The sequence below is a fragment of the Bradyrhizobium genosp. P genome (genome assembly GCF_049949265.1).
Classification (GTDB): domain Bacteria; phylum Pseudomonadota; class Alphaproteobacteria; order Rhizobiales; family Xanthobacteraceae; genus Bradyrhizobium.
Genome location: NZ_CP188195.1, coordinates 4,397,173 through 4,417,550, shown reverse-complemented (window position 1 = coordinate 4,417,550; position 20,378 = coordinate 4,397,173). Strand labels below are relative to the sequence as shown.

17 protein-coding genes, 1 tRNA gene and 3 pseudogenes are annotated in these 20,378 nt (G+C 62.8%); 14 read left to right on the top strand and 7 right to left on the bottom strand.

Annotation, left to right across the window (positions count from 1 at the left end):
- Nucleotides 1–63 precede the first annotated feature (63 nt).
- Nucleotides 64–603: a hypothetical protein gene (locus tag ACP2YO_RS21285; RefSeq protein WP_426442544.1), complete on the bottom strand. Its 540-nt coding sequence runs from the start codon at nucleotides 601–603 to the stop codon at nucleotides 64–66.
- A gap of 213 nt (nucleotides 604–816) precedes the next feature.
- On the opposite strand from ACP2YO_RS21285, the gene ACP2YO_RS21280 reads away from it, so the two are divergent.
- From ACP2YO_RS21280 to ACP2YO_RS21260, 5 genes and pseudogenes are all read left to right on the top strand, one after another.
- On the top strand, nucleotides 817–1,044 hold the full coding sequence (locus ACP2YO_RS21280) for a hypothetical protein (protein WP_426442543.1): 228 nt from the start codon (nucleotides 817–819) through the stop codon (nucleotides 1,042–1,044).
- Between the two features lie 74 nt (nucleotides 1,045–1,118).
- Entirely contained in the window at nucleotides 1,119–1,487 is a 369-nt protein-coding gene (locus ACP2YO_RS21275; protein ID WP_426442542.1) for a hypothetical protein, read from the top strand.
- A gap of 114 nt (nucleotides 1,488–1,601) precedes the next feature.
- Entirely contained in the window at nucleotides 1,602–2,825 is a 1,224-nt protein-coding gene (locus tag ACP2YO_RS21270) for an efflux RND transporter periplasmic adaptor subunit (RefSeq protein WP_426442541.1), read from the top strand.
- Nucleotides 2,818–6,043: pseudogene (locus ACP2YO_RS21265) on the top strand (efflux RND transporter permease subunit). Before ACP2YO_RS21270 ends, ACP2YO_RS21265 begins: the two are co-directional and overlap by 8 nt.
- Nucleotides 6,044–6,159: 116 nt before the next feature.
- Nucleotides 6,160–7,995 (top strand): nucleotide pyrophosphatase/phosphodiesterase family protein, encoded by a 1,836-nt coding sequence (locus tag ACP2YO_RS21260; RefSeq protein WP_426442540.1) that lies wholly within the window; start codon nucleotides 6,160–6,162, stop codon nucleotides 7,993–7,995.
- A gap of 43 nt (nucleotides 7,996–8,038) precedes the next feature.
- Here ACP2YO_RS21260 and ACP2YO_RS21255 read toward each other — a convergent pair whose 3' ends face one another.
- On the bottom strand, nucleotides 8,039–8,620 hold the full coding sequence (locus ACP2YO_RS21255) for a hypothetical protein (RefSeq protein WP_426442539.1): 582 nt from the start codon (nucleotides 8,618–8,620) through the stop codon (nucleotides 8,039–8,041).
- A gap of 384 nt (nucleotides 8,621–9,004) precedes the next feature.
- Between ACP2YO_RS21255 and ACP2YO_RS21250 the strand changes: the two are divergent.
- Together ACP2YO_RS21250 and ACP2YO_RS21245 are read left to right on the top strand one after the other, a co-directional pair.
- Nucleotides 9,005–9,665: pseudogene (locus ACP2YO_RS21250) on the top strand (peroxiredoxin).
- A 21-nt stretch (nucleotides 9,666–9,686) separates the two neighbouring features.
- Nucleotides 9,687–11,150 (top strand): cryptochrome/photolyase family protein, encoded by a 1,464-nt coding sequence (locus tag ACP2YO_RS21245; protein WP_426442538.1) that lies wholly within the window; start codon nucleotides 9,687–9,689, stop codon nucleotides 11,148–11,150.
- Between the two features lie 2 nt (nucleotides 11,151–11,152).
- On the opposite strand, the gene ACP2YO_RS21240 is transcribed toward ACP2YO_RS21245, so the two are convergent.
- On the bottom strand, nucleotides 11,153–12,025 hold the full coding sequence (locus ACP2YO_RS21240) for a DMT family transporter (protein ID WP_426442537.1): 873 nt from the start codon (nucleotides 12,023–12,025) through the stop codon (nucleotides 11,153–11,155).
- 873 nt (nucleotides 12,026–12,898) lie between these two features.
- On the opposite strand from ACP2YO_RS21240, the gene ACP2YO_RS21235 reads away from it, so the two are divergent.
- The gene (locus tag ACP2YO_RS21235; protein WP_426442536.1) at nucleotides 12,899–13,609 is read left to right on the top strand and encodes a hypothetical protein; all 711 of its coding nucleotides are present in this window, start codon (nucleotides 12,899–12,901) and stop codon (nucleotides 13,607–13,609) included.
- Nucleotides 13,610–13,691: 82 nt separating this feature from the next.
- Here the strand turns inward: ACP2YO_RS21235 and ACP2YO_RS21230 are convergent, their stop codons facing one another.
- On the bottom strand, nucleotides 13,692–14,525 hold the full coding sequence (locus ACP2YO_RS21230) for a tetratricopeptide repeat protein (protein ID WP_426442535.1): 834 nt from the start codon (nucleotides 14,523–14,525) through the stop codon (nucleotides 13,692–13,694).
- A 197-nt stretch (nucleotides 14,526–14,722) separates the two neighbouring features.
- Between ACP2YO_RS21230 and ACP2YO_RS21225 the strand changes: the two genes are divergently transcribed.
- On the top strand, nucleotides 14,723–15,838 hold the full coding sequence (locus ACP2YO_RS21225; RefSeq protein ID WP_426442534.1) for a hypothetical protein: 1,116 nt from the start codon (nucleotides 14,723–14,725) through the stop codon (nucleotides 15,836–15,838).
- Nucleotides 15,839–15,877: 39 nt separating this feature from the next.
- On the opposite strand, the gene ACP2YO_RS21220 is transcribed toward ACP2YO_RS21225, so the two are convergent.
- Nucleotides 15,878–16,321, bottom strand: coding sequence for a hypothetical protein (locus ACP2YO_RS21220; RefSeq protein WP_426442533.1), 444 nt, complete (start codon nucleotides 16,319–16,321; stop codon nucleotides 15,878–15,880).
- A gap of 222 nt (nucleotides 16,322–16,543) precedes the next feature.
- Between ACP2YO_RS21220 and ACP2YO_RS21215 the strand changes: the two genes are divergently transcribed.
- From ACP2YO_RS21215 to ACP2YO_RS21205, 3 genes are all read left to right on the top strand, one after another.
- Nucleotides 16,544–16,834, top strand: a complete 291-nt coding sequence (locus ACP2YO_RS21215; RefSeq protein ID WP_426442532.1) for a hypothetical protein — start codon at nucleotides 16,544–16,546, stop codon at nucleotides 16,832–16,834.
- 68 nt (nucleotides 16,835–16,902) lie between these two features.
- Nucleotides 16,903–16,979: transfer RNA gene (locus tag ACP2YO_RS21210), tRNA-Arg, on the top strand.
- Between the two features lie 227 nt (nucleotides 16,980–17,206).
- The gene (locus tag ACP2YO_RS21205; RefSeq protein ID WP_426442531.1) at nucleotides 17,207–18,433 is read left to right on the top strand and encodes a tyrosine-type recombinase/integrase; all 1,227 of its coding nucleotides are present in this window, start codon (nucleotides 17,207–17,209) and stop codon (nucleotides 18,431–18,433) included.
- Here the strand turns inward: ACP2YO_RS21205 and ACP2YO_RS21200 are convergent.
- Both ACP2YO_RS21200 and ACP2YO_RS21195 read right to left on the bottom strand, forming a co-directional pair.
- Nucleotides 18,420–18,698, bottom strand: a complete 279-nt coding sequence (locus tag ACP2YO_RS21200; protein ID WP_426442530.1) for a helix-turn-helix domain-containing protein — start codon at nucleotides 18,696–18,698, stop codon at nucleotides 18,420–18,422. The genes ACP2YO_RS21205 and ACP2YO_RS21200 overlap by 14 nt on opposite strands.
- 330 nt (nucleotides 18,699–19,028) lie before the next feature.
- On the bottom strand, nucleotides 19,029–19,199 hold the full coding sequence (locus ACP2YO_RS21195; protein ID WP_426442529.1) for a hypothetical protein: 171 nt from the start codon (nucleotides 19,197–19,199) through the stop codon (nucleotides 19,029–19,031).
- Nucleotides 19,200–19,413: 214 nt separating this feature from the next.
- Between ACP2YO_RS21195 and ACP2YO_RS21190 the strand changes: the two are divergent.
- Together ACP2YO_RS21190 and ACP2YO_RS21185 are read left to right on the top strand one after the other, a co-directional pair.
- Nucleotides 19,414–19,828 (top strand): annotated as a pseudogene (locus ACP2YO_RS21190) (hypothetical protein); the annotation flags it as partial.
- A gap of 70 nt (nucleotides 19,829–19,898) precedes the next feature.
- Nucleotides 19,899–20,051: a hypothetical protein gene (locus ACP2YO_RS21185; protein WP_426442528.1), complete on the top strand. Its 153-nt coding sequence runs from the start codon at nucleotides 19,899–19,901 to the stop codon at nucleotides 20,049–20,051.
- Nucleotides 20,052–20,378: the final 327 nt, after the last annotated feature.

Here is a 20,378-nt window from a genome sequence, read left to right as displayed (position 1 = left end):
GTCAGTTATCGGTCGGTTAAGGCGTACACGCACCCGACGGGGGTCTGATCCGGCAAGACGTCGTCAGGAAGCCACCCTCTCCGCTCCGGGCGCAGCCTTGGCCTCCTTCAGGCTGCACTCGATCAACGCCCCCTCGATGGTGAACTTCGAGAACGGCGAAAGCGGCGTCGCGACCCGGAGCGCCGCGAAGAATTGCGAGTCGCCCGGACTCTTCAGGAAGAAGCGGATGTGGCTGGCCGCCAGCGCATCGCGCGACAGCCAGACCACGCCGGAGAACAGCGCGACAAGCATCCGGGCGTAGTCGCTGGTATCGGCGAGGCCGAGGTCATAGATCGGAGAGACGTTGACGAAGCGCGCGCGCAAGGCAGGCGTCGGATATTTGCTCATCAGCAGACGCCTGACCTGGCAAACCGCGTGAACGCGCTCACCGTCCGTCAGATAATACAGGCCCTGGCTGTCCTCTTCCTTGGCGGTCAGCGTTTCGAGGGCGGCGAAGCCGCCGAAGGTGGCAAATTCCTCCCCGACGCCTTCAGCGTCCTTCTTCCACTGTGCCTTGATGTTGCGCCAGGACCGCTCGGGATCCTTGATTGGCAGAAGCCGCATGGTTAACCGGCGGTTAGCGTGAATACGCTCATCCAGCGATCTTATGTCGCAGGCCTTAAACCTTTGCTTACAGTGGTGAGTCGGGTGGGTCGATTGATCCGCGCGTACCCGTCCGTCGCTTGACGCGAGGCCCACGCCCTCGGCGCAACATGGATATTTCATCCACGGCATGGTCGGATGTCGGCATTGAAGTAACCGAGGCCTTGCCAGTCGATGGATGCACTCACGCTGTTCGGATTGTTCGCCGTGACCATGATGCTCGTCTGCTATGCGGCCGAAGAGCGCAGCCCCTGGTTCATCCTCGCGTTCGCAGTCGCGTGTGCACTCGGCTCCGCTTACGGTTTCCTGCAGGGTGCCTGGCCGTTCGGCCTCGTCGAAGCAGTCTGGGCTGTCGTCGCCGCACGCCGATGGCTGATACGTCACGGCGCGCACAGCACGTAACGTTATAGTATTCGCGGCAATTCTGCCGCACGCTTGCGCTTGAATGCGCACGGGCGCGGCGCTAACTAGGGCGCATGGACGCTTCGCTTGCCACTGCTCAATCTTCCTCGCGCAAAGCAGGATCGCGCCGTTGGCGCAGTCTGCTCGCCGGATTGATCTCGCTGGCGTTGGTGTTGTCGTTCTTCCACGGCTGGACGTCCGACGGCGATGACGATGCTGGCTCCGTCATATCCGTCGCACAGTCGATCAACGACACTGGTGACAAGACTCCAGCCCATCCCGCATCGCCTCATGGCGATCACTGCCTGACCCATGTCGCCTCCGTCGCGCCGCAGGACACGGTGTTTCCCACCGAATATGCGGCACATGCCTACGGCGATGCTTGCATGCGCCTGCCCGCATCGGCCGATCGCCTCTCTCCGTTCAAGCCGCCCCGCGCCTGATCCTGTCAGTCATGACCGGTCGTGTCTCGTTGCCATCGGGCAGCGAGCAGGCCTTCGCACATATCAACGTTGCGACAGCGCAAGGCCTGTGCCGTGCGTTGCAGAGAGGCGCAGATGAAACGGATTTTTCTATTTTCCGCCGGTGTCGCCGCCGGCATTGGACTGGCCATTCTGGCGGCTGGATGGGCCGGATGGCCGGGATCAATCCCGGCTGCGATCAAGGAGACGGCCACGGCGAGTTCGCCGAAGGCCGAGACCACGCATCAGGCACCAGGCCACATTGCGCTGAACGAAGACCAGATTCGGGAAGCCGGCATCACGCTCGCGCAGGCAGGCCGTGGCATGCTGAAACGCCATTTCCTCGCGTCGGGATCGCTGATTCCCGATGCCGATCATATCGGCCGCGTGTCGGTGCGCGTGCTGGCGACGGTCGCGGAACTGCGCAAGCGGCTCGGCGACAATGTCGAGAAAGGCGAGATCGTCGCCACCATCGAGAGTCGCGAGGTGGCCGATGCCAAGAGCGAATACCTCGCCGCACGGCTGACCAACGACCTGCAGCAGACGCTCTACGCCAGGCAGAAGACGCTGGTCGAAAGCCGCACCATGTCGGAGAACGAATTCCTGCGCACCCGGCTGACCGCAAACGACGCCCAGATCAAGCTCGACGGCATCAGACAGAAACTGTTTGCGCTGGGCTTGTCGGAAAGCGAGATCGCCGACCTGCCGAGCCAGCCGGCTGAAAGCCTGCGCAAGCAGTTCCTGCGCTCGCCGATCTCGGGCCGGGTCTCGGAACGGCGTGTCGACCTCGGTGGATTGATCGGCCGCGAGGGACAGGAAAGCGAGCTCTTTGTCATCGTCAATCTCGACGACATCTGGGTCGATCTTGCGGTCTCGCCCGAAGACATCGGCTCGGTTCGCGAAGGCGCGCCGGTCAAGATCCGCGCCATCGGCAGCGAGGACGAGGCCGTCGCGGACGTCATCTTCGTCGGCCCGATGCTCGATCGTGAGACCCGCAACGCGCGGGTGATCGCGACCATGCCGAACAAGGACCATCGCTGGAAGCCCGGCACGTTCGTCACGGCGGAAGTGCCGCTCACCGGTGCGCCATCGCCCGTGATCGTGTCGAAGAAGGCGTTGCAGACCATCAAGGGCACGCCGACCGTCTTCGTTCGCGATGCCGACGGATTTGAAGCGATGTCGGTGCGCACGGGCCGGGAAGACGACGATGATATCGAGGTGTTGGCCGGTCTTGCCGCCGGCGAGACCGTCGCGCTGGAAAACACCTTCACCCTGAAGGCCGAGCTCGAGAAAGACGACGCGGAGCATGATCATGATTGAGCGCATCATCGGTCTTGCGATCGAGCGTCGCTGGGTCGTCGTCGCTCTTGCCGCCATCCTGATGCTGCTCGGCGGTTTGGCGCTGACCAGGTTGCCGATCGACGCAGTGCCCGACATCACCAACAAGCAGGTCCAGATCAACACCACGGCGCCGGCACTCTCGCCTGCGGAAATCGAAAAGCAGATCACGTTCCCGATCGAGACCGCTCTGGCAGGCGCACCGGGGCTGGAGAGCACGCGGTCGCTGTCGCGCAATGGCTTTTCGCAGATCACTGCTGTTTTCAGCGAAGCAACGGACATCTATTTTGGTCGCCAGCTGATCGGCGAGCGCCTGACCGAAGTCCGCGCCCGACTGCCGCAAGGCATCGAGCCGCGGATCGGCCCGACCTCGACCGGTCTTGGCGAGATCACCATGTGGACCGTCCATTTCTCCAGCCGACCCGCGCAGACCGACGGCGCGCCGGGCCTGCAAAGCGATGGCCGTTTCGTCACGGCAGATGGCCAGGTCCTGCGAAGCGATGTCGAGAAGGATGCCTATCTGCGTACGGTGCAGGATTGGATCATCAAGCCGCAGATCAAGATGGTGCCGGGCGTCGCCGGTGTCGATTCGATCGGCGGCTACCTCGAACAATATCAAGTCCAGCCCGATGCGGCGAAGCTGATCGCGCTCGGCCTCACCTTTGCCGACGTCGCCAAGGCGATCGAGGGCAACAATGTCAGCCGCGGCGCCCGTTACATCGAGCGCAACGGCGAAGGTTTTGTGGTGCGCTCCGGCGGCCGCATCGAGACCATCGACGAACTCGGCACGGTCGCCGTCACCACCCGCGGCGGCGTGCCGGTCCGGATCCGCGATATCGCGACGGTGTCGATCGGCGGCGAGACCCGCACCGGCAGCGCCAGCGAGAACGGCCGCGAGGTCGTGATCGGCACGGCATTGATGCTGATCGGAGCCAACAGCAGGACCGTCTCGACCGCGGTCGACGCACGACTTCGCGCCATCGTGGCCTCCCTGCCTCCGGGCATCGAGCTCAAGACCGTGCTGGATCGCACCCAACTCGTCGACGCGACCATCGGCACGGTGGCCCGCAACCTGACCGAAGGTGCGTTGCTCGTGATCGCGGTGCTGTTCCTGCTGCTCGGCAATTTCCGGGCGGCGCTAATCACGGCGCTGGTGATCCCCGTCGCCATGCTGATGACCGCGATCGGGATGTGGCAAGGGCGCATCAGCGCCAATCTGATGAGCCTCGGCGCGCTGGATTTCGGCCTGATCGTCGACGGCGCCGTCATCATCACCGAGAACAGCCTGCGTCACCTCGCCGAAAAGCAGCAGGCCCTCGGCCGCGTCCTCACCCGCGACGAACGGCTGGGGACGGTGCGCGCCTCGGCGATCGAAATGGTCCAGCCGAGCCTCTACGGCCAGGCCATCATCCTGCTGGTCTATGTGCCCCTGCTCACGTTCACTGGCGTCGAAGGCAAGATGTTCGAACCGATGGCGCTCACCGTGATCCTCGCGCTCGCGGCGGCCTTCGTGCTGTCGCTGACGCTGGTTCCCGCGCTGATCACACTTGCCGTCACCGGCCGCGTGCAGGAGAAGGAAAATCGCCTCGTTGCGACGCTGAAGCGCTGGTACAGCCCGCTGTTGCTGCGTGCGGTCGCAACGCCGGTGCCGGTCATCGCGGTTACGGTCGTGCTGTTCGCCGCCGCGCTGTTCGGGTTCTCCCGGCTGGGCCAGGAGTTCATTCCCTCGCTCGATGAGAAGAATATCGCCATGCACGCACTGCGGATTCCCAGCACCGCGCTGTCGCAATCGCAGGCGATGCAACTGTCGGTCGAGAAGACCGTCAGCCGCTTTCCGCAGGTGTCGTTCGTCTTTTCCAAGACCGGCACCGCGGAAGTAGCCAGCGATCCGATGCCACCGAACGCGTCCGACACCTTCATCATCCTGAAGCCGCGCGGGGAATGGCCTGATCCGTCGTTGACCAAGGAGCATCTGATCGAGGAGATCTCCAGGGCGGTCGGCAGGTTGCCGGGGAATGTCTATGAGTTCACCCAGCCGATCCAGATGCGCTTCAATGAACTGATCGCCGGCGTTCGCGGCGACATCGCGGTCAAGGTGTTCGGCGACGAGTTCGAACCGATGCTGAAGGCCGCCAACGAGGTTGCGTCTGCGCTCCGCGCCGTGCGCGGCGCGACGGATGTGAAGGTCGAACAGGCCGGCGGCCTCCCCGTGCTTGAAATCAAGGTCGACAAGGCGGCGATTGCCCGCCGCGGCCTCAGCGTTTCGGCGGTGCAGGACGTGATCGGCGCCGCGGTCGGCGGCCAGGATGCGGGCGTCGTCTACGAGGGTGATCGCAGCTTCGACATCGTGGTGCGGCTGCCGGAAAGCGTGCGCTCGGATCTCGAAGCGCTGAGCAACCTGCCGGTCGCGTTGCCGCGGGCGACGCCGAACTCGCCCGTGCAGAGCTTGCCGCTCAACCGCGTTGCGCAATTCTCCTTCACCGAAGGGCCGAACCAGATCAGCCGCGAGAACGGCAAGCGCCGCATCGTGGTGACGGCCAATGTCCGCGGCCGCGATCTCGGCTCGGTGGTCGAGGATGCGCAGGCCAAGGTGGCACAATCGGTGAAGCTGCCGCCCGGCTACTGGATGATTTGGGGTGGCCAGTCCGAGAATCTGGCCGCGGCGCGCCAGCCGCCTTGCCATCGTCGTGCCGGCCTGCTTTGCGATGATCTTCCTGTTGCTGCTGGCGGCGATGGGATCGGCGCGCGATGCCCTTCTGGTGTTCAGCGCCGTGCCATTGGCGCTCACGGGCGGCATCGCCGCGCTCTTGTTACGCGGCATGCCGTTCTCGATCTCGGCTGCGGTCGGGTTCATCGCGCTGTCAGGCGTCGCGGTGCTGAATGGGCTGGTGCTGCTGAGCTTCATCCACCAGTTGCGCGAGCAAGGTGTGCCGATGCGGACTGCGATCGAGCGAGGCGCCCTCACCCGCTTCCGCCCCGTCGTGATGACCGCGCTGGTCGCCTCGCTCGGCTTCGTCCCGATGGCATTTGCCACCGGCACTGGCGCCGAGGTGCAGAAGCCGGTCGCCACCGTCGTGATCGGCGGCTTGATCAGTGCAACCCTGCTGACGCTCGCGGTGCTGCCCGCCCTCTACGCGCGGTACGGTCATGCCGGCAAGCTTGCGTGCGATGAGAGGACGTCCGCGCAGCCTGCGGAATAACGGCTTGTTGGACGGCGCCGCGAGGGAACTGTAACAAATATGTCATGTGACAAAACTATTAAGCGGGGGCGGCCGCGATCAGGTCGCGGGGCTCTTTTTCATGAGGAAACAATCATATGCGTCGTGCCATTACTCTGTTGTCCGCGAGCATGATCGCGTTGTCGGCGGCCGCCGCATCGGCGCAGAACGCAAAGCCTCGCAACCTCATCCTGTTCGTGCCGGACGGCCTGCGTGGCGGCATCGTAACGTCTGAGACGGCGCCGGCGATGGCCGCGCTGCGCGACAAGGGCGTCCACTTCAAGAATTCGCATTCGCTGTTCCCGACCTTTACGATGGCAAACAGCTCGGCGCTGTCGACCGGCCACTATCTCGGCGACACCGGTACGTTCTCCAACACGATCTACACCGGCTACACTTCGGTGCCTGCCGGCGACACCGTCGTTCCCTTCATCGAGAATGATGCGGTGCTTGCCGACATCGACGATCATTTCGGCGGCGACTATCTCAATGAAGAGACGCTGCTGAAGATGGCCCGCCACGAGGGCTTCAGCACGGCGGCCATTGGCAAGGTCGGCCCCACGCTGCTGTTCGACCACACCGATCGCGGCAAGAACACCATCGTGATCGACGATTCCACCGGCGGCAAGACCGGCGTTCCGATCTCCGACGAGGTGAAGGACGCGCTGACCAAGGCCAATTTGCCACTCGCCACGCCCGGCCGTGGCGACAACGCCAAGGCGGGAGACGCCAAGACGCCCGGCACGACGGTCGCCAATGTGGCGCAGCAGGCCTACATGGCCGATGTCGCGACCAAGGTCGTGCTGCCGATGTTCAAGGCGCGCAATAAGCCGTTCGTGCTGGTGTTCTGGTCGCGCGATCCGGACGGCAGCCAGCACAACACCGGCGACAGCCTCAACACCATCACCCCCGGCATCAACGGCCCGACCTCGATGGCCGGTATCAAGAATGCCGACAACAATCTGGCGCAGTTGCGCAAGGCGCTCGACGAGCTCGGGCTTACCGCTACCACCAATATCATCGTCTCCTCCGACCATGGTTTCTCGACCATTTCGAAGGAGAGCAAGACAAGCCCGTCGGCCAAGATCGCCTATGACGACACGCCGAAGGATTTCCTCCCCATGGGTTTCCTGGCGATCGATCTCGCCAAGGCCTTGAGCTTGCCGCTCTACGACCCCAACGACAAGAACGCCCGCGTCGCCGATACCGCCCACCCCAAGGCCGGCAACGGCGTGCTCGGCCAGGACCCGGCCAAACCCGACGTCGTGGTCGCAACCAATGGCGGCTCGGACCTGATCTATCTGCCGAACCGGGACAAGAAGCTCACTGAGCGAGTCGTCAAGGCGCTGCTCGAGCAGGACTACATCAGCGGGCTCTTTGTCGATGACAAGCTCGGCAAATTCGCCGGCACACTGCCGATGTCGAACCTCAATTTGAAGGGCAAGGCGACGACGCCGAACCCGTCGATCGTGGTCAATTTCCGCTCCTGGTCGAGCGGTTGCGAGATCCCGACCAACTGCTCGGTGCAGATCGCCGACACCGTGCTGCGCCAGGGCCAGGGCATGCATGGCAGCTTCAGCCGCGGCGATACCTACAACTTCACCGCGGCGAACGGCCCCGACTTCAAGACCGGCTATGTCGATCCGCTCCCCGTGAGCAATGCCGATGTCGGCATCACCGCCGCCCAGCTGCTCGGCCTGCGCACGCCGAACAATGGCGGGCTGGTGGGGCGGGTGATGTCGGAAGCGCTGCCGAACGGCATCGTGCCGAAGATGGCTGACGGCACCCTCACCTCGAAGCCTTCGGCCAATGGCCTGCGCACGATGATCAAGTTCCAGCGCGTGCTCTCGACCCGCTATTTCGACGTCGCCGGGTTCCCGGGGCGGACGCTTGGGCTCGAGGCCGACGGCAAACAGAAAACGGCGGGGAAGTAACCCCGCCGCTCTCACATGCATAACAGTCGTTCGGGATGATGGCTTACATCATCCCGATGTCGAACACGTTGGGCAGCTGGGTTGCGAGCGGCAGCGCGGCAGCGCCGACCAGCGTCGCCACCATGGCTGCGAGCGCGTGACCGGCACGGCGCTTGCCGCGCATCTGGCTTGCGATCCACTCCAAAACCTTGGTGTCGATCTTGGTTGCCTGCGCCGGCGCCCAGCCCTCGATATCGGTATCGGGCGACAGCGCGACGTTGCGCGGCGGAACGGGCAGGCCGGACTCCGACGCCGCATGATGGGCGATCGCCTTGGCAAGCAGGTCGTCGAAACGGCCATTGTCGCTGCGCTCGGCCGCGGCCTCGTCGATCTGGAACAGCGCCTCGACCTCGGCGCGGCTGATCGGCTGATGCGCAACGGCGGCCGCCGTCAGGATACGCGCGCACCAGGCGGCGTCATCGGCATCGAGCGATCGGGAGAAATGGATACGGCCCTTGGTGGTCGGGCCTTCGCCGGTGATGACGCCGTCACGGACGATGGTCAGCGCTTGGGCGGCGGTGTTGCGGCAGGAGGGTTGCAACGCACCGCTGAGAACCTCAGCGGTCTTGGTACTTGGGGCGGACATTGGGTACTTTCAGTTCCTATTTCAGGCCAGCTTTTCCATGCGGGCGTAAACGAGTGGTTAATGATTCGAAACTTGGGTTTCGAGATTTTTACATGGTTGCTATTTGGTCGCTGTGACCACCGTCATGGTTCGGTCGTATAGCAGCCGGGGCCGGTGTGATGGGGGCGATAAACGGCATTATCTGGGCATTTCCAAGCTTTTACTGTCGCAGTTGTTATTTCGCCGCAGGGTTAAGGATCAAAACAAATTGCTCGGTATTCCCTTCCCCCGGGGAAGGATTTCGCCTTTTTCATCGTCCAGTTCACTTGGGCGTCGACGCCTCGTATACTCGCGCCGACGCTCAAAAGAAATTCAACAGTAACTTCAACAGGATGAGGTAAAATCATGGCACTTCAGATTGGCGCCGTCGCCCCCGACTTCGAAGCCGAGACCACGGAAGGCAAGATCAAGTTCCATGACTGGATCGGCAACAGCTGGGCGCTGCTGTTCTCCCATCCCAAGGACTTCACGCCGGTCTGCACCACCGAGCTCGGCGCGCTCGCCCATCTCAAGCCCGAGTTCGACAAGCGCGGCGTCAAGCTGGTCGGCCTATCGGTCGATCCGGTCGACCGCCACGCCAAATGGTCCGAGGATATCAAGGAGACCCAGGGCGCGGCGCCGAACTACCCGATGATCGGCGACACCGATTACAACGTGTCGAAGCTCTACGACATGCTGCCAGCTTCGACCTCCGGCGATCCCCTCACCCGCACCGCCGCCGACAATCTGACCGTCCGCAACGTCTTCGTGATCGGGCCGGACAAGAAGATCAAGCTGGTGCTGGTCTACCCGATGACCACGGGACGGAACTTCCAGGAGATCCTGCGCGTGATCGAACTCGCTGCAGATGACCGCCAAGCACCGCGTCGCCACCCCCGCCGACTGGAAGCAGGGCGAGGACGTGATCATCGCCGGCTCGGTCAGCGACGACGAGGCCAAGACGATCTACCCGCAGGGCTGGAAGTCGCCGAAGCCATATATCCGTATCGTGCCGCAACCGAAGTAACGGCAGGCACGTAGCCTTTGGGTGGCGCAGGCAAGACCGATCATCGTCTGGTTCCGCGACGACTTGCGGCTGTCGGATCATCCGGCCCTGCACGAAGCAGCCAGCCGCGGTGCGCTGGTCGTCGGCCTGTACGTACTGGACGAAGAAAGCCGGGCGCTGCGACCGCCGGCCGCGCGCCCCCTCGGGGGCGCGACGCGCTGGTGGCTCGCGCAATCGCTGCGCGCGCTCGGCACCGATCTCGCAGCGGTCGGCGGATCGCTGGTGCTGCGCAAGGGGCCGGCCGCCACCGCGATCGCCGCGCTGGCGCGCCAAACCAATGCCGGCGCCGTGTTCTGGAACGACATCGCGCAAGCGCCGCATCAAGCCGTTGCAGGGGAAGTTGAGGTCGCGCTCGCAAGTGACGGCATCTCCTCGCACATCTTTCCGGGCGACCTGCTCGTCGAACCCAAGGCGATCCGCAACAAGGAGAACCGCGGCCTGCGCGTGTTCACCCCATTCTGGCGGCGCGTGCAGTTGCTCGGCGGTCCGCCAAAGCCGTTGCCGGCGCCGAAGAAGCTCACATCCGTTCCCGGTATCGCGAGCGAGGCCCTCGACGACTGGGCGCTCGAGCCCACGAAGCCCGATTGGGCCGCCGACCTCCGCGAGAACTGGACTCCCGGCGAGGCCGCAGCGCAGGCGCGGCTGAAGGCGTTCCTCGCCGAGATCGTCCATGGCTACAGCGACGACCGCGACCGCCCGGACCGCGATGGCACCTCGTGTCTCTCGCCGCATCTGCGGTTCGGCGAGATCGGCCCGCGCCAAATCTGGCACGCCGCCCGCTTCGCCGCTGCCGAGCACCCGCGCCTCTCCGGCGACATCGACAAGTTCCTCAGCGAACTCGGCTGGCGCGAATTCTGCCGCCATCTGCTGTTCGACGTCCCCGACCTGGCCGAGCGGAACCTGCAGGCGCATTTCGACGGCTTTCCGTGGAAGCATGACGCCCGTGCCCTGAAGGCCTGGCAGCGCGGCCAGACTGGTTACCCGATCGTCGACGCCGGCATGCGCGAACTCTGGCACACCGGCGTGATGCACAACCGGGTGCGGATGGTGGTCGCCTCGTTCCTGGTCAAGCATCTCCTGATCGACTGGCGCGCCGGCGAACAATGGTTCTGGGACACATTGGTCGACGCCGACGCCGGATCCAATCCCGCCAACTGGCAATGGGTCGCGGGCTCCGGCGCCGATGCCGCGCCCTACTTCCGCGTCTTCAATCCGATCCTGCAGGGCGAGAAATTCGACCCCGATGGCGCCTATGTCAGGCGCTGGGTGCCGGAGCTTACGCGGCTGCCGAACGGCCTGATCCATCAGCCCTGGACTGCGACGCCGATCGAGCTCGCAAGCGCCGGCATCGAGCTCGGCACAACCTATCCGCAGCCGATCGTCGATCACAAGCAGGGCCGCGAGCGCGCGCTTGCAGCCTACGCCAAGATCCGCGGCAAGGACTGAACCTACTTGCGGCGGTTGACCAAAAGCACCGCCCCGGCACAGGCGGCCATGCCTGCCATCGCGACGCCGTCGAGCCGCTCGCCGAACAGCACATAGGCCATCAGCGCGGTCACCGCCGGCACCAGATAGAACAGGCTCGCGACCGAGGTCGCGGCATGGTGGCGGATCAGCCAGTACAACAGCCCGATCGAGCCGATCGACAGCGCGAACACCAGCCAGGCCAGCCCCAGCATGAATTCTGTCGTCCAATGCACGACATTGGTCTCGAACAGCCACGCGCCGATCCCAAAGAAGATCGTAACTGCGATGTATTGCACGAGATTGCCGGCGCGCCAGTCGATCGTGTTGCAGTAGCGCCGCTGATAGAGCGTGCCCAGGGTGATGCTGATCAGCGAAACGCCGGAAGCGAGCCAGCCCCAGCCCGCCTCGCCTGTCATCGGCCGGTTGTGCAGGATCAGGACGACGCCGGCGAGCCCGAGCACGAGCCCGCCCCATTGCAGCGGCGTGACGCGCTCCCCTAACCAGCGGTTGGCGATCGTCGAGGTCAGGATCGGCTGCAGGCCCGGGATCAGCGCCGAGAGCCCGGCGGGAATCGAATGCGCGATCGCGATTGCGGTGCCGCCGAGATAGAAGCCATGAACGAGGATGCCGGCGACCGCGCTGTGCAACACCCCTGTCGCGTCCGGCCATTTCGGCCGCGAGACCGCGGCGATGACAGTCATCACCACGACGACGAACGCCATCCGGATCGCGAGATAGGTCAGCGGATCGGCATTGTTGATGACGTATTTGGTGGCGATAAATCCCGTGCTCCACAGCACGACAAAAATCGCCGGCGCCAGGCGAGCGGCAGTTTCCTCGAAGCTCTTGTTCATTTGCAGCCGTCATTGCCTGAAGACGGGGCGATGGGCAATCGCGAAATTTTGCAGGGCGTGATGCGCAGGCGCCTCACGCACAATGTCGTCCCTGCGAAAGCAGGGACCCATACTCCGCGGCTTGCGTTGTTGGCGGGATTCGTCGTTCCAGCGCTGCGCAACAATCAGCATCTGTGGTTATGGGTCCGTGCTTTCGCAGGGACGACGCTGAATGTGTGGCGCGGTTGGTGAGTCATACATCCGCATTCTCGCGGCACGATGCGCCCGAGCTTTGCTTGTCGTTCCGCCCTCTCCTTGAACAGAGGGCGCAGGGAAAGCCGGGTGCCGATTGCACCCATGGGCCCGGTGCAACAAAAAGCACCGGGGTAGGACCACAGGTGTAACCGGAAACAACCCGGCTTTCCCTGCGCGATGGGTTACGGCTTATACGTGCTCTCCCCGGCGAGACCGGGCTTTTTTGTCACCATCGTCCGCGCGACGCGCATGCATCTTGCGAACTTTTGCCTGCCACTGGGGCGTCGGGACCACACGACTTCACCGTCCGCTTCATGCGTGCTCGTCAGTCACGCACTCGGCGTCCACCGCATCTCACCGCGCATTCGTGACGTGCGCTCGCCCCTCAGTCGGGTGAAACGGGAATATCTATACACTGAGTTGCACTTTCGATAAACCGAAATATTGTTGACGCAAGGGCTTGCGCCGTCGGGCAACTCAGTGATCCGGAATCTCGACGATGGTTGTTGGCGGGTTGACCCTGCCTGAGCCCCCTGGCGCCGTACGATCAATTGATCGTGGACTCCTGCCTATGGCATTCTCTAGAGCTATCTCCGTTCCGTGGAATCGGAACGGAACTTGGCCACGGAAGCGCGCCCCATGCCCAACAACGACAAACTGACGCTTAAATTTCGCTGTCCGAAAGAACTCGAAGGACATCTTCCGCCGCCCATACCGGCGGCCCAGGGCGTTCCCGACTGGCTCAAGGCGATGCCGGCGAAAGCCTTCAGTTCGATCAATCTGCGCGACGAGGAAACGGTCAAGCGGTGCCCCCCGTTTGTCGACGCCATGACGCACGGCTTCCTGCTTCCGCTGATCTGCGACTTGAGGGTCGAGAACGGGGAGATCACCTGGGACAACGATATCCCGCCGGGAGGCGAGCTCGATTTTCCCCGCTCGCCGATCGGATTCCATGATCCGGGCCAGGTCAGCGGTACGCCGATTTTCGACTCCGGCCGCTTCTTCATGAAATTCCACAATTTGTGGGCCATCGAGGCCCCGCCGGGATACGCGGTCTACTTCACGCACCCCGTCAATCGCTTCGATCTGCCATTCACCACGCTCAGCGGGCTGGTCAATTGCGACGTTTATACCGATACCTGGGTGCACTTCCCCGCGCATTGGCATGACAGGAATTTCAAAGGCGTTCTCCCGAAGGGCACGCCGATCGCGCAATGCATTCCGGTCAAGCGAGACGACTGGACCGCGCAGACGTCTTCTTTCACGACGGAAGAAACCGCACGGGTTCACGAATTCCGAAATGAGCTGGGACGGCAGCACGATCTCTACCGAAAGAAATTCAGGTTATAGAGCGTTTTCGAGCGAAGTGGACGCCGGTTCGCGTGAAGAAAACGCGTCAAAACAAGAATCTAGAGCTTCGATTCTGCTTGCATCAGGACGTTTCGCTATCCAGGAATTTCGCAACCGCGCTCAGATCGAAGAAAAAGCGGCCATGGGATGACGCGGCAAGCACATAGGCGGCGCGACCGAGCAAATGCGGCCGGCCGCGCATCACCACGCGCAACGTCGCCTCGGCGGCGTCGCGCTCTCCCCTCTCCATGAGACAGGTGGCGAGATTGGCGCGGGTCAGGCCGTCGTCCGGACGCAGCGCGAGCGCGTGGCGGTAGGCGTCCGCAGCGGCAGTGTAGTCTCCATCGAGAAGCAGCACCCGGCCAAGTTCGCTTAAGACGTCCGGGCGTCCGGGCGCAGCATCACGCGCTATCGTCAGGATGTCGCGGGCCTTGGCACGCTCACCGTTCTGCTGAAACAGGCGTCCCAGATCGAGCTTCAACTCAACGCTGTCAGGGGCCAGCGCAGCACCATCCTGAATGGTCCGGATGGCTTCGTCGAGTTGTCCGGCTTTGGAAAGCTGACCTGCTAGTTCCTGGAAGGCGGGCAAATAGGCTGGGCGCCGGGCAGCAGTACGCCGCAGTTGCTCGATGCCGTCAGGTGCACGTCCGGAATCGCATAGCGATGCGCCAAGCAGGGTCTCGATTTCCCCGTCGTTGCCGCGGCGCGCAACCCTTTCGAGCGAGGCAATCGCATCGCCTGCCCGATTCAGGCCCCTCAGGGCATGAGCCAGGATCAGTGCGGCATTCCGGTCCGTGCGGCTCGATTTCAGGATTTCGGTCGCGATCTTCTCTGCCAGACCGAACTGCTGTGTTCGCAGCGCCTGTGCGCCTTGTTGCAAGGCCTGAGCAAGGAGATTGTTTTGCCTGCCACTCACGGGAGAACTTCTACAAGATGAGATGAATATTGGATTTTAGCCTGCCATCAGCCGAGCCTGCAGGCAACAATCTCGTGAGGGGAGAACGACCTCGGGCTTCAGCCGCCGCCCCTGCGCCTCGCATGCGCGGGGCGTATGCGCGTCGTCATCGCCGCGCCAAGATCGCAGCCATAGTGTCGGCGAGCGGAGGTGCCCTCGTGCGCAGGTTTTGGATTGTTGCGACGCTCTGCATTGCCGCGGCCGCGTTCAAGGTCCAGGCGGCAGCGCCGGAGAAGGTGATTGTCGGCGTCAATATCCGCGGACTTGGCGGTGTCGACGACGCCAAACAGGACGCCAAGCTCAACGAGCTGCACGGCTACGGCGTCACCACGATCCGCGAGGGATTTCCCTCGAAGATGGATGAGAAGTTCAACCGCTTCATCATCGCGGCCTACAAGCGCGGCATCGGGACGGTCGCCATCATCTATCCCACGTTGGGCGGGACGCAGCAGCATACCAGCGAGGTCGATCCCGGCGCCGGACGCCGCTGGCGCGTCCCGGCGCTGGTCGACGCTGATCCGGAAGCGTTCAAAAAGTTATTCTCAGCCCAGCTCGCGGCGCTGGAAGACGCCGGCGTCAAGCTGGCGACGTTCGAGATCGGCAACGAGTTCAACACCGTCGGCTACAACGCCGACTTCCCCGCACACGGCAGCGGGCGCGTGCTCGGGCTGTCCGATCTCGACAACCCCGGGGATGCGGAGGCTCGCCGGGTCGCCGAAGGTTACCTGCAACTGATCAAGATCATGACGGTCGTGAAGGATGTCCGCGATCACTCCAGACTCAACAAGGCGACGCCGATCATCACGGGAGGTCTCGCCAATGTCGCAAAGCCCAGCCCGAAATCGTTCAACGGGCAAACCGCAAGCGCGGTCGCCGACACGATCTCCTTCCTGCATCAGCATTGCGTCGACCGCTTCGTCGAGGGCTATGGCGTACATGCCTATACCAGCGGCGATCCGCACGAGACCATCGCGCAACGCATCCCCGTGCTCGAGGACATCTTTCATGTCTGCACCCGGGACAAGCCGTGCTGGCTCACCGAATGGGCCTTCAACAACCACGACCAGTCCTGCCCGCTGCGCGACGAGACCCGTGTGCAACTGGTCGAGGCCGAGCGAACCACGCTGAAGCATTTTGTCGACCAGGGACGGCTCGCCGCGAGCCTCTACTACTCGTGGGATGGGGATTTTCCCGGCCAGACGGAGAACATGGGCGCGATCTTCCGCTGTAGCGCCCTGACGCAAGCTGGGCGGCTGGCGCTGAGCCCGTTGTGATTGAAAGCTCGCGCGCGCGTGTGGCGGAAAACGGCGGCCCTACCACTCGTCCGGACAGGGATCGACGATCTTCCAGAGCTCGGCACCGTTCTTGATCTTCTTCATCTCGGTGGTGAGCCCGCCGTTCCTGCGGATCCAGTCCTTCACCGTGCTGGGGTAATAGGACATCAGGTCGGAGGTGCCCTCCATGCTGGTGACCTTGATGCCGAAGGTGAAGGCTTTGTCGTAATAGGCCTCGTGGAAGCCGAGGCTCGCCTTCGGCGTCACGCAGATCTTGTTCATCGGCACGATGCCGAACACCAGCGTGCAGGCCGAGTTGCAGATGCCGTCGATGATGACGCGCTCGCCACGGTCGCGGACGCGCTTGTACTTGGCCTTGTACTCCTCGACATAGCCGCCATGGTCGCGCGTGATGTGCAGCTCCGCCCGCGCGGGCGCTGCAGCCAGGGCGAGGAACAGCAAGGCAAGGGGCGTGATGCGCATGGAACGTTCGAAACCGAAATGCCCGGTCAGGGAGGGTCGGCCCGGACGGACCTGACCCCAAGACTCTGGCTGGACTGTGTTGGCAATCCGTTAAGCATCGCCAAAAAGGCGAATTTTGGCGCGCTGTGGCTGATTTCCCGCAGCTTTTCGTCCCGGTTTCGCGTTAAATGGCATCCGGATCGATCGGAAATGCCGATTCAGCTTAATGCCCGGAGGCCGCCAATGACCAAAATGAAGCTTTTCGCCGCGTTTGCCATTGCCTTGACAGCCTCGGCCGCTCTCGCCCTCACCCCGGCCGCCGCGGCCGACCTCTCGGTCTACCCGCACCACCGGCATCACCACTACAGGCACGCCTATCGGGGCCTGCCCTACCACATCAGCTATCTGCACAATTACGGCCCCGGCCCGGATGCGGGCACCTTCGCCTATTACGACGGCCCCGCGACCAACAAATGCTACCAGAGCTCGGCCGCCTATATCGGCCAGGACCGCCGCCGGCATCCTTGTTTCTGAGGCGACCTGCTTCTGAGGCGGCCGTCACTGGCCGTTTCGCTTCAGGTCTGGTAATCGACCAAACCAACGCGCTCGTAGCTCAGCTGGATAGAGCATCGGATTTCGATTCCGAGGGTCGGGAGTTCGAATCTCTCCGAGCGCGCCAAGCCCACTTTTGCCAACCTTCACACATCATCGCCGGCCGTCGCCACGCGTTCAATAAACCCATGTTCTATATGGGTTTATTGCTTCGCTGGAGGTCGCTGGCCGTCGCTCGCCATCGCCGACGTTCCGGCGCCGGAACACCCCTTCAACTGTCCCTCGGTCTGAGTTAGAATCTCCCTTCGCTCGTCGAGCGCGTTATTCCCCGAGGGACAGGAGTTCGAATCTCCCATGCAGATTCCAACTGAGAAGCCGGAAATCACCGGAAAGAACTACCTTGCTGTTGGCCCCGGCGAATACCCGTGCGGCAACAATCTCTATCTGGTTGTGACGCCCACCGGTGGCCGTCGCTGGGCGTTCCGCTATCAGCGCAATGGGATTGTCAAAAAGATGGGTTTCGGCTCGGCCAAGGCGGCCGGCCTCAAGCTATCCGAGGCCAAGGACAAGGCGATCGATGCCCTGCGACTTCTCGCCAAGGGGATTGATCCGAGAGAACAGCGCGATGACGAGAAGCGCCGCGCGCAAGGATCGCGCCTGTTCGGCGAATTCGCCGAGGAATGGCGTCAGACCTATGAGACCGGCCTGAAACACAAGGCTGCGCGCAACAAGCTCCGTCGCATCGTGCAGGTTACCTGCCAACCGCTGCACAAGCTGCAGCTCGACCAGATCGAGACCGAGCACGTGATCGCCGTTCTGCGGAAGGTCTGGCATCAACGCGAGGTCTCACGCGACGCGCGCCAGCGGATCAAGAAGATTCTGGACGCAGCCATAGCGTTGGACCTGCGGCCGAAACACAACCCGGCGGATTGGGACAGCCGGCTGAAGCCGATCATGCCGAAGCAGCGCAAGCGTGGCACCGTCCGCGGCAGCCACAAGGCCATGGACTACCAAGACTTACCGGCGTTCATGCAGAAGCTCACCGCCAATTCAGATCAAAGTACGCGGGCGCTTGAAGTCGCGATCCTCACATTGGCGCGCACCAATGAAGTGCAGAGCATGCGCTGGTCGCAGCTCGATCTCGAAAGCGGACTCTGGGATCTGAACACGATTGATACCAAGAATGAACGGCCCAAACGCACGCCACTGGCCCGGCAGGCATTGGCCCATCTGCGCGAGGCCTATGAGAGCCGCGTGAGTGACGAGTTCGTATTTCCGGGTCGCAGCCTGAAGCAGCCGATCTCCAACATGACGATGCTCAAGCATTTGAAGCAGATCACAGGAGATGAAACCCTAACGGTGCACGGCTTCCGCACTACATTCCGGACCTGGGCGCAGGAAGAAACCGACTTCGAGGAGGAGATCGTCGAGCATTGCCTGCATCACATCACCGGCGATGATGCTGAAAAGGCTTACAAGCGCGGCGAGGCGCTAAGGAAGCGCCGTGTCGTGATGCAAGCGTTTGCGGACTTCGCGACGCGACCACCGAAAGACAACGTCAAGTCGATCAGAGCCGCCTGAGGGATTTGGGCCTCTCGTCTAGATCAACGAGGATATCACTCCTCGGGCTTCTCGGTCCATCGGGCAGGTTCTCCAAGAAGGACGCCAGGTCGGCGCGCGTGATAATGGTTCGCGTGCCATATTTGCGAATTCGCAAGCGCCCTTCCCTAATCGCCTTATAGACGGACGTCTGGCCGAGTGAGGAAAGTGCCACAACGTCCGCAACAGTGAGGCCGAGTTTTTCAACGGCAGACCGGAGGGCTGCGTCGCGTTTTGCTATCGTCATCGATCTTGCTTTGATTGCGGCTCGTCGGTCATCGTGCGTTCGGCCCAACCGATTGCGCGATACGCTCGACTGCGGACGGCATCACTTGAAGAGATGCGGACCAGCTAGAGATGAAGCGAGTGCTCGACAACGACCGAATACCAATCGGCGCAGTTTCGGACGCAATTGCGTACAATTCGGATGATGTGACGCTTGTCTAGCGGCACGATTTCAACGTGTGCCGGAGGGAGCGCGAGCGGGGGCCATTCGAGGTCGAGAGGCAGGGCAGCCGCAGAAGCGTCAGCGTGACGCCACTACAGGCGGGCCACGGGCCCACGTATCTGAATCTATCTAAACGCCCTTCAACAGATGCTTGTAACCGTGTTCAATCATCCACCTGGCTCGGCCGAGATGGCTTTCAAACGCGTTGCGCGCTCGTTCCGGTTCTCGATCTGGATCGATTTCCAATACAATTCGCACGACCTGGCGCCAGCCAGCACCTTCGGCCTGAGCATCGAGCAACCTCAGATAAGTCGCGCGGTGGGCATGGTCGTAGGGGTTAGGGCCGGACCGGTCGGCGCAACTGCAGCGACATCGGAGTGAGTCGTCTCAAAAAGGCATAGGACCCCTAAACCACAAGCCGCTTGGCTGACGCAATGGATCTGCGGCAGCTATTTGCAACGAACCTGCGCTGTTAATCGGCGTGGGGTCCAAGCGCCGATCGGCATCCTAAGTGCTTGATCAACTTCGGATAGACGGCGTCGATATTGTACCCCGATTAACAGGCCGCCGCAAGGGCGATGATCTGGTCTATGCTGGCAAGGTCGACCACGGCTTCGACATGCGAGTAGGAGTTTTGGGAGAAGCGCGACGACATGTCGGCGCTGCAGCCGGCAAAGGCAAAAGACATCAGCGCCAGCACCGCCACTTGCGGCACGCGACGCGAGCGAAGCAACTCGACAATACCTTGCCTCCATCGCGGACCTACGCCAGCGCCTGACGCCGCTGATCCGAAAGACGCAACCCTGCACAGCAAGCGCATCGCCCACAAGGCGATCTGGGTTGAACCGGAGCTATTGGCCGAGATCGAGTACCGCGCCAGATCGGCCGAGGGCAAGGTGCGGCACCCGTTCTTCCGAGGCGTGCGGGAGGGATCTATGATGGACGCCTTCGATCTGTACTGGCAGTGGGCGAACAAGCATCCGGAAAGCCGCCATTGAAGTGCTGATCCTCGTGGCGAACAGTCGGACCGGGCCAACGATGTTGGAGCGCATCGGCGTCATGAAGGCCCTCAACCGTCACGACGAGCGCGTCTTCAATCCTGATCGCAAAGAGCACCACTGGGGCAAGCGGAAGCTGTTGCGGGACCGCTAACGATTGTTTCATGCGGGCCGGGTCACCATGAGCGATCAGGACCGGAGACGACGCATGCCTTATGAAATCTGGAATGCCTTAGCGAGCGCGTGGGAGAACTTTGAGAACGCGCCAAATCACGAGACGTATCGTGCGCTCGTGGAGGCCATTAACGCGGCCTGTTGATGGTTTCTTTACTCGACCCGGTGACACTCTGCGCCGCGCAGCGTATCCAGCCCAGAGCCGTCGCACCGATCTCAACCCGGCGCGGCGGCTTTAGTTTTTGCGGCCGGCTGACCTTCCGAACAATCGCCAGTGCTTACAGGAACATGGGCCGCGCGGCCGGAT

Coding starts and splice junctions, on each gene's coding strand:
- ACP2YO_RS21285 (WP_426442544.1), bottom strand. CDS start 603: ATGCGGCTTCTGCCAATCAAGGATCCCGAGCGGTCCTGGCGCAACATC.
- ACP2YO_RS21270 (WP_426442541.1), top strand. CDS start 1,602: ATGAAACGGATTTTTCTATTTTCCGCCGGTGTCGCCGCCGGCATTGGA.
- ACP2YO_RS21205 (WP_426442531.1), top strand. CDS start 17,207: ATGCAGATTCCAACTGAGAAGCCGGAAATCACCGGAAAGAACTACCTT.
- ACP2YO_RS21240 (WP_426442537.1), bottom strand. CDS start 12,025: ATGAACAAGAGCTTCGAGGAAACTGCCGCTCGCCTGGCGCCGGCGATT.
- ACP2YO_RS21275 (WP_426442542.1), top strand. CDS start 1,119: ATGGACGCTTCGCTTGCCACTGCTCAATCTTCCTCGCGCAAAGCAGGA.
- ACP2YO_RS21235 (WP_426442536.1), top strand. CDS start 12,899: ATGCCCAACAACGACAAACTGACGCTTAAATTTCGCTGTCCGAAAGAA.
- ACP2YO_RS21200 (WP_426442530.1), bottom strand. CDS start 18,698: ATGACGATAGCAAAACGCGACGCAGCCCTCCGGTCTGCCGTTGAAAAA.
- ACP2YO_RS21260 (WP_426442540.1), top strand. CDS start 6,160: ATGCGTCGTGCCATTACTCTGTTGTCCGCGAGCATGATCGCGTTGTCG.
- ACP2YO_RS21255 (WP_426442539.1), bottom strand. CDS start 8,620: ATGTCCGCCCCAAGTACCAAGACCGCTGAGGTTCTCAGCGGTGCGTTG.
- ACP2YO_RS21215 (WP_426442532.1), top strand. CDS start 16,544: ATGACCAAAATGAAGCTTTTCGCCGCGTTTGCCATTGCCTTGACAGCC.
- ACP2YO_RS21220 (WP_426442533.1), bottom strand. CDS start 16,321: ATGCGCATCACGCCCCTTGCCTTGCTGTTCCTCGCCCTGGCTGCAGCG.
- ACP2YO_RS21280 (WP_426442543.1), top strand. CDS start 817: ATGGATGCACTCACGCTGTTCGGATTGTTCGCCGTGACCATGATGCTC.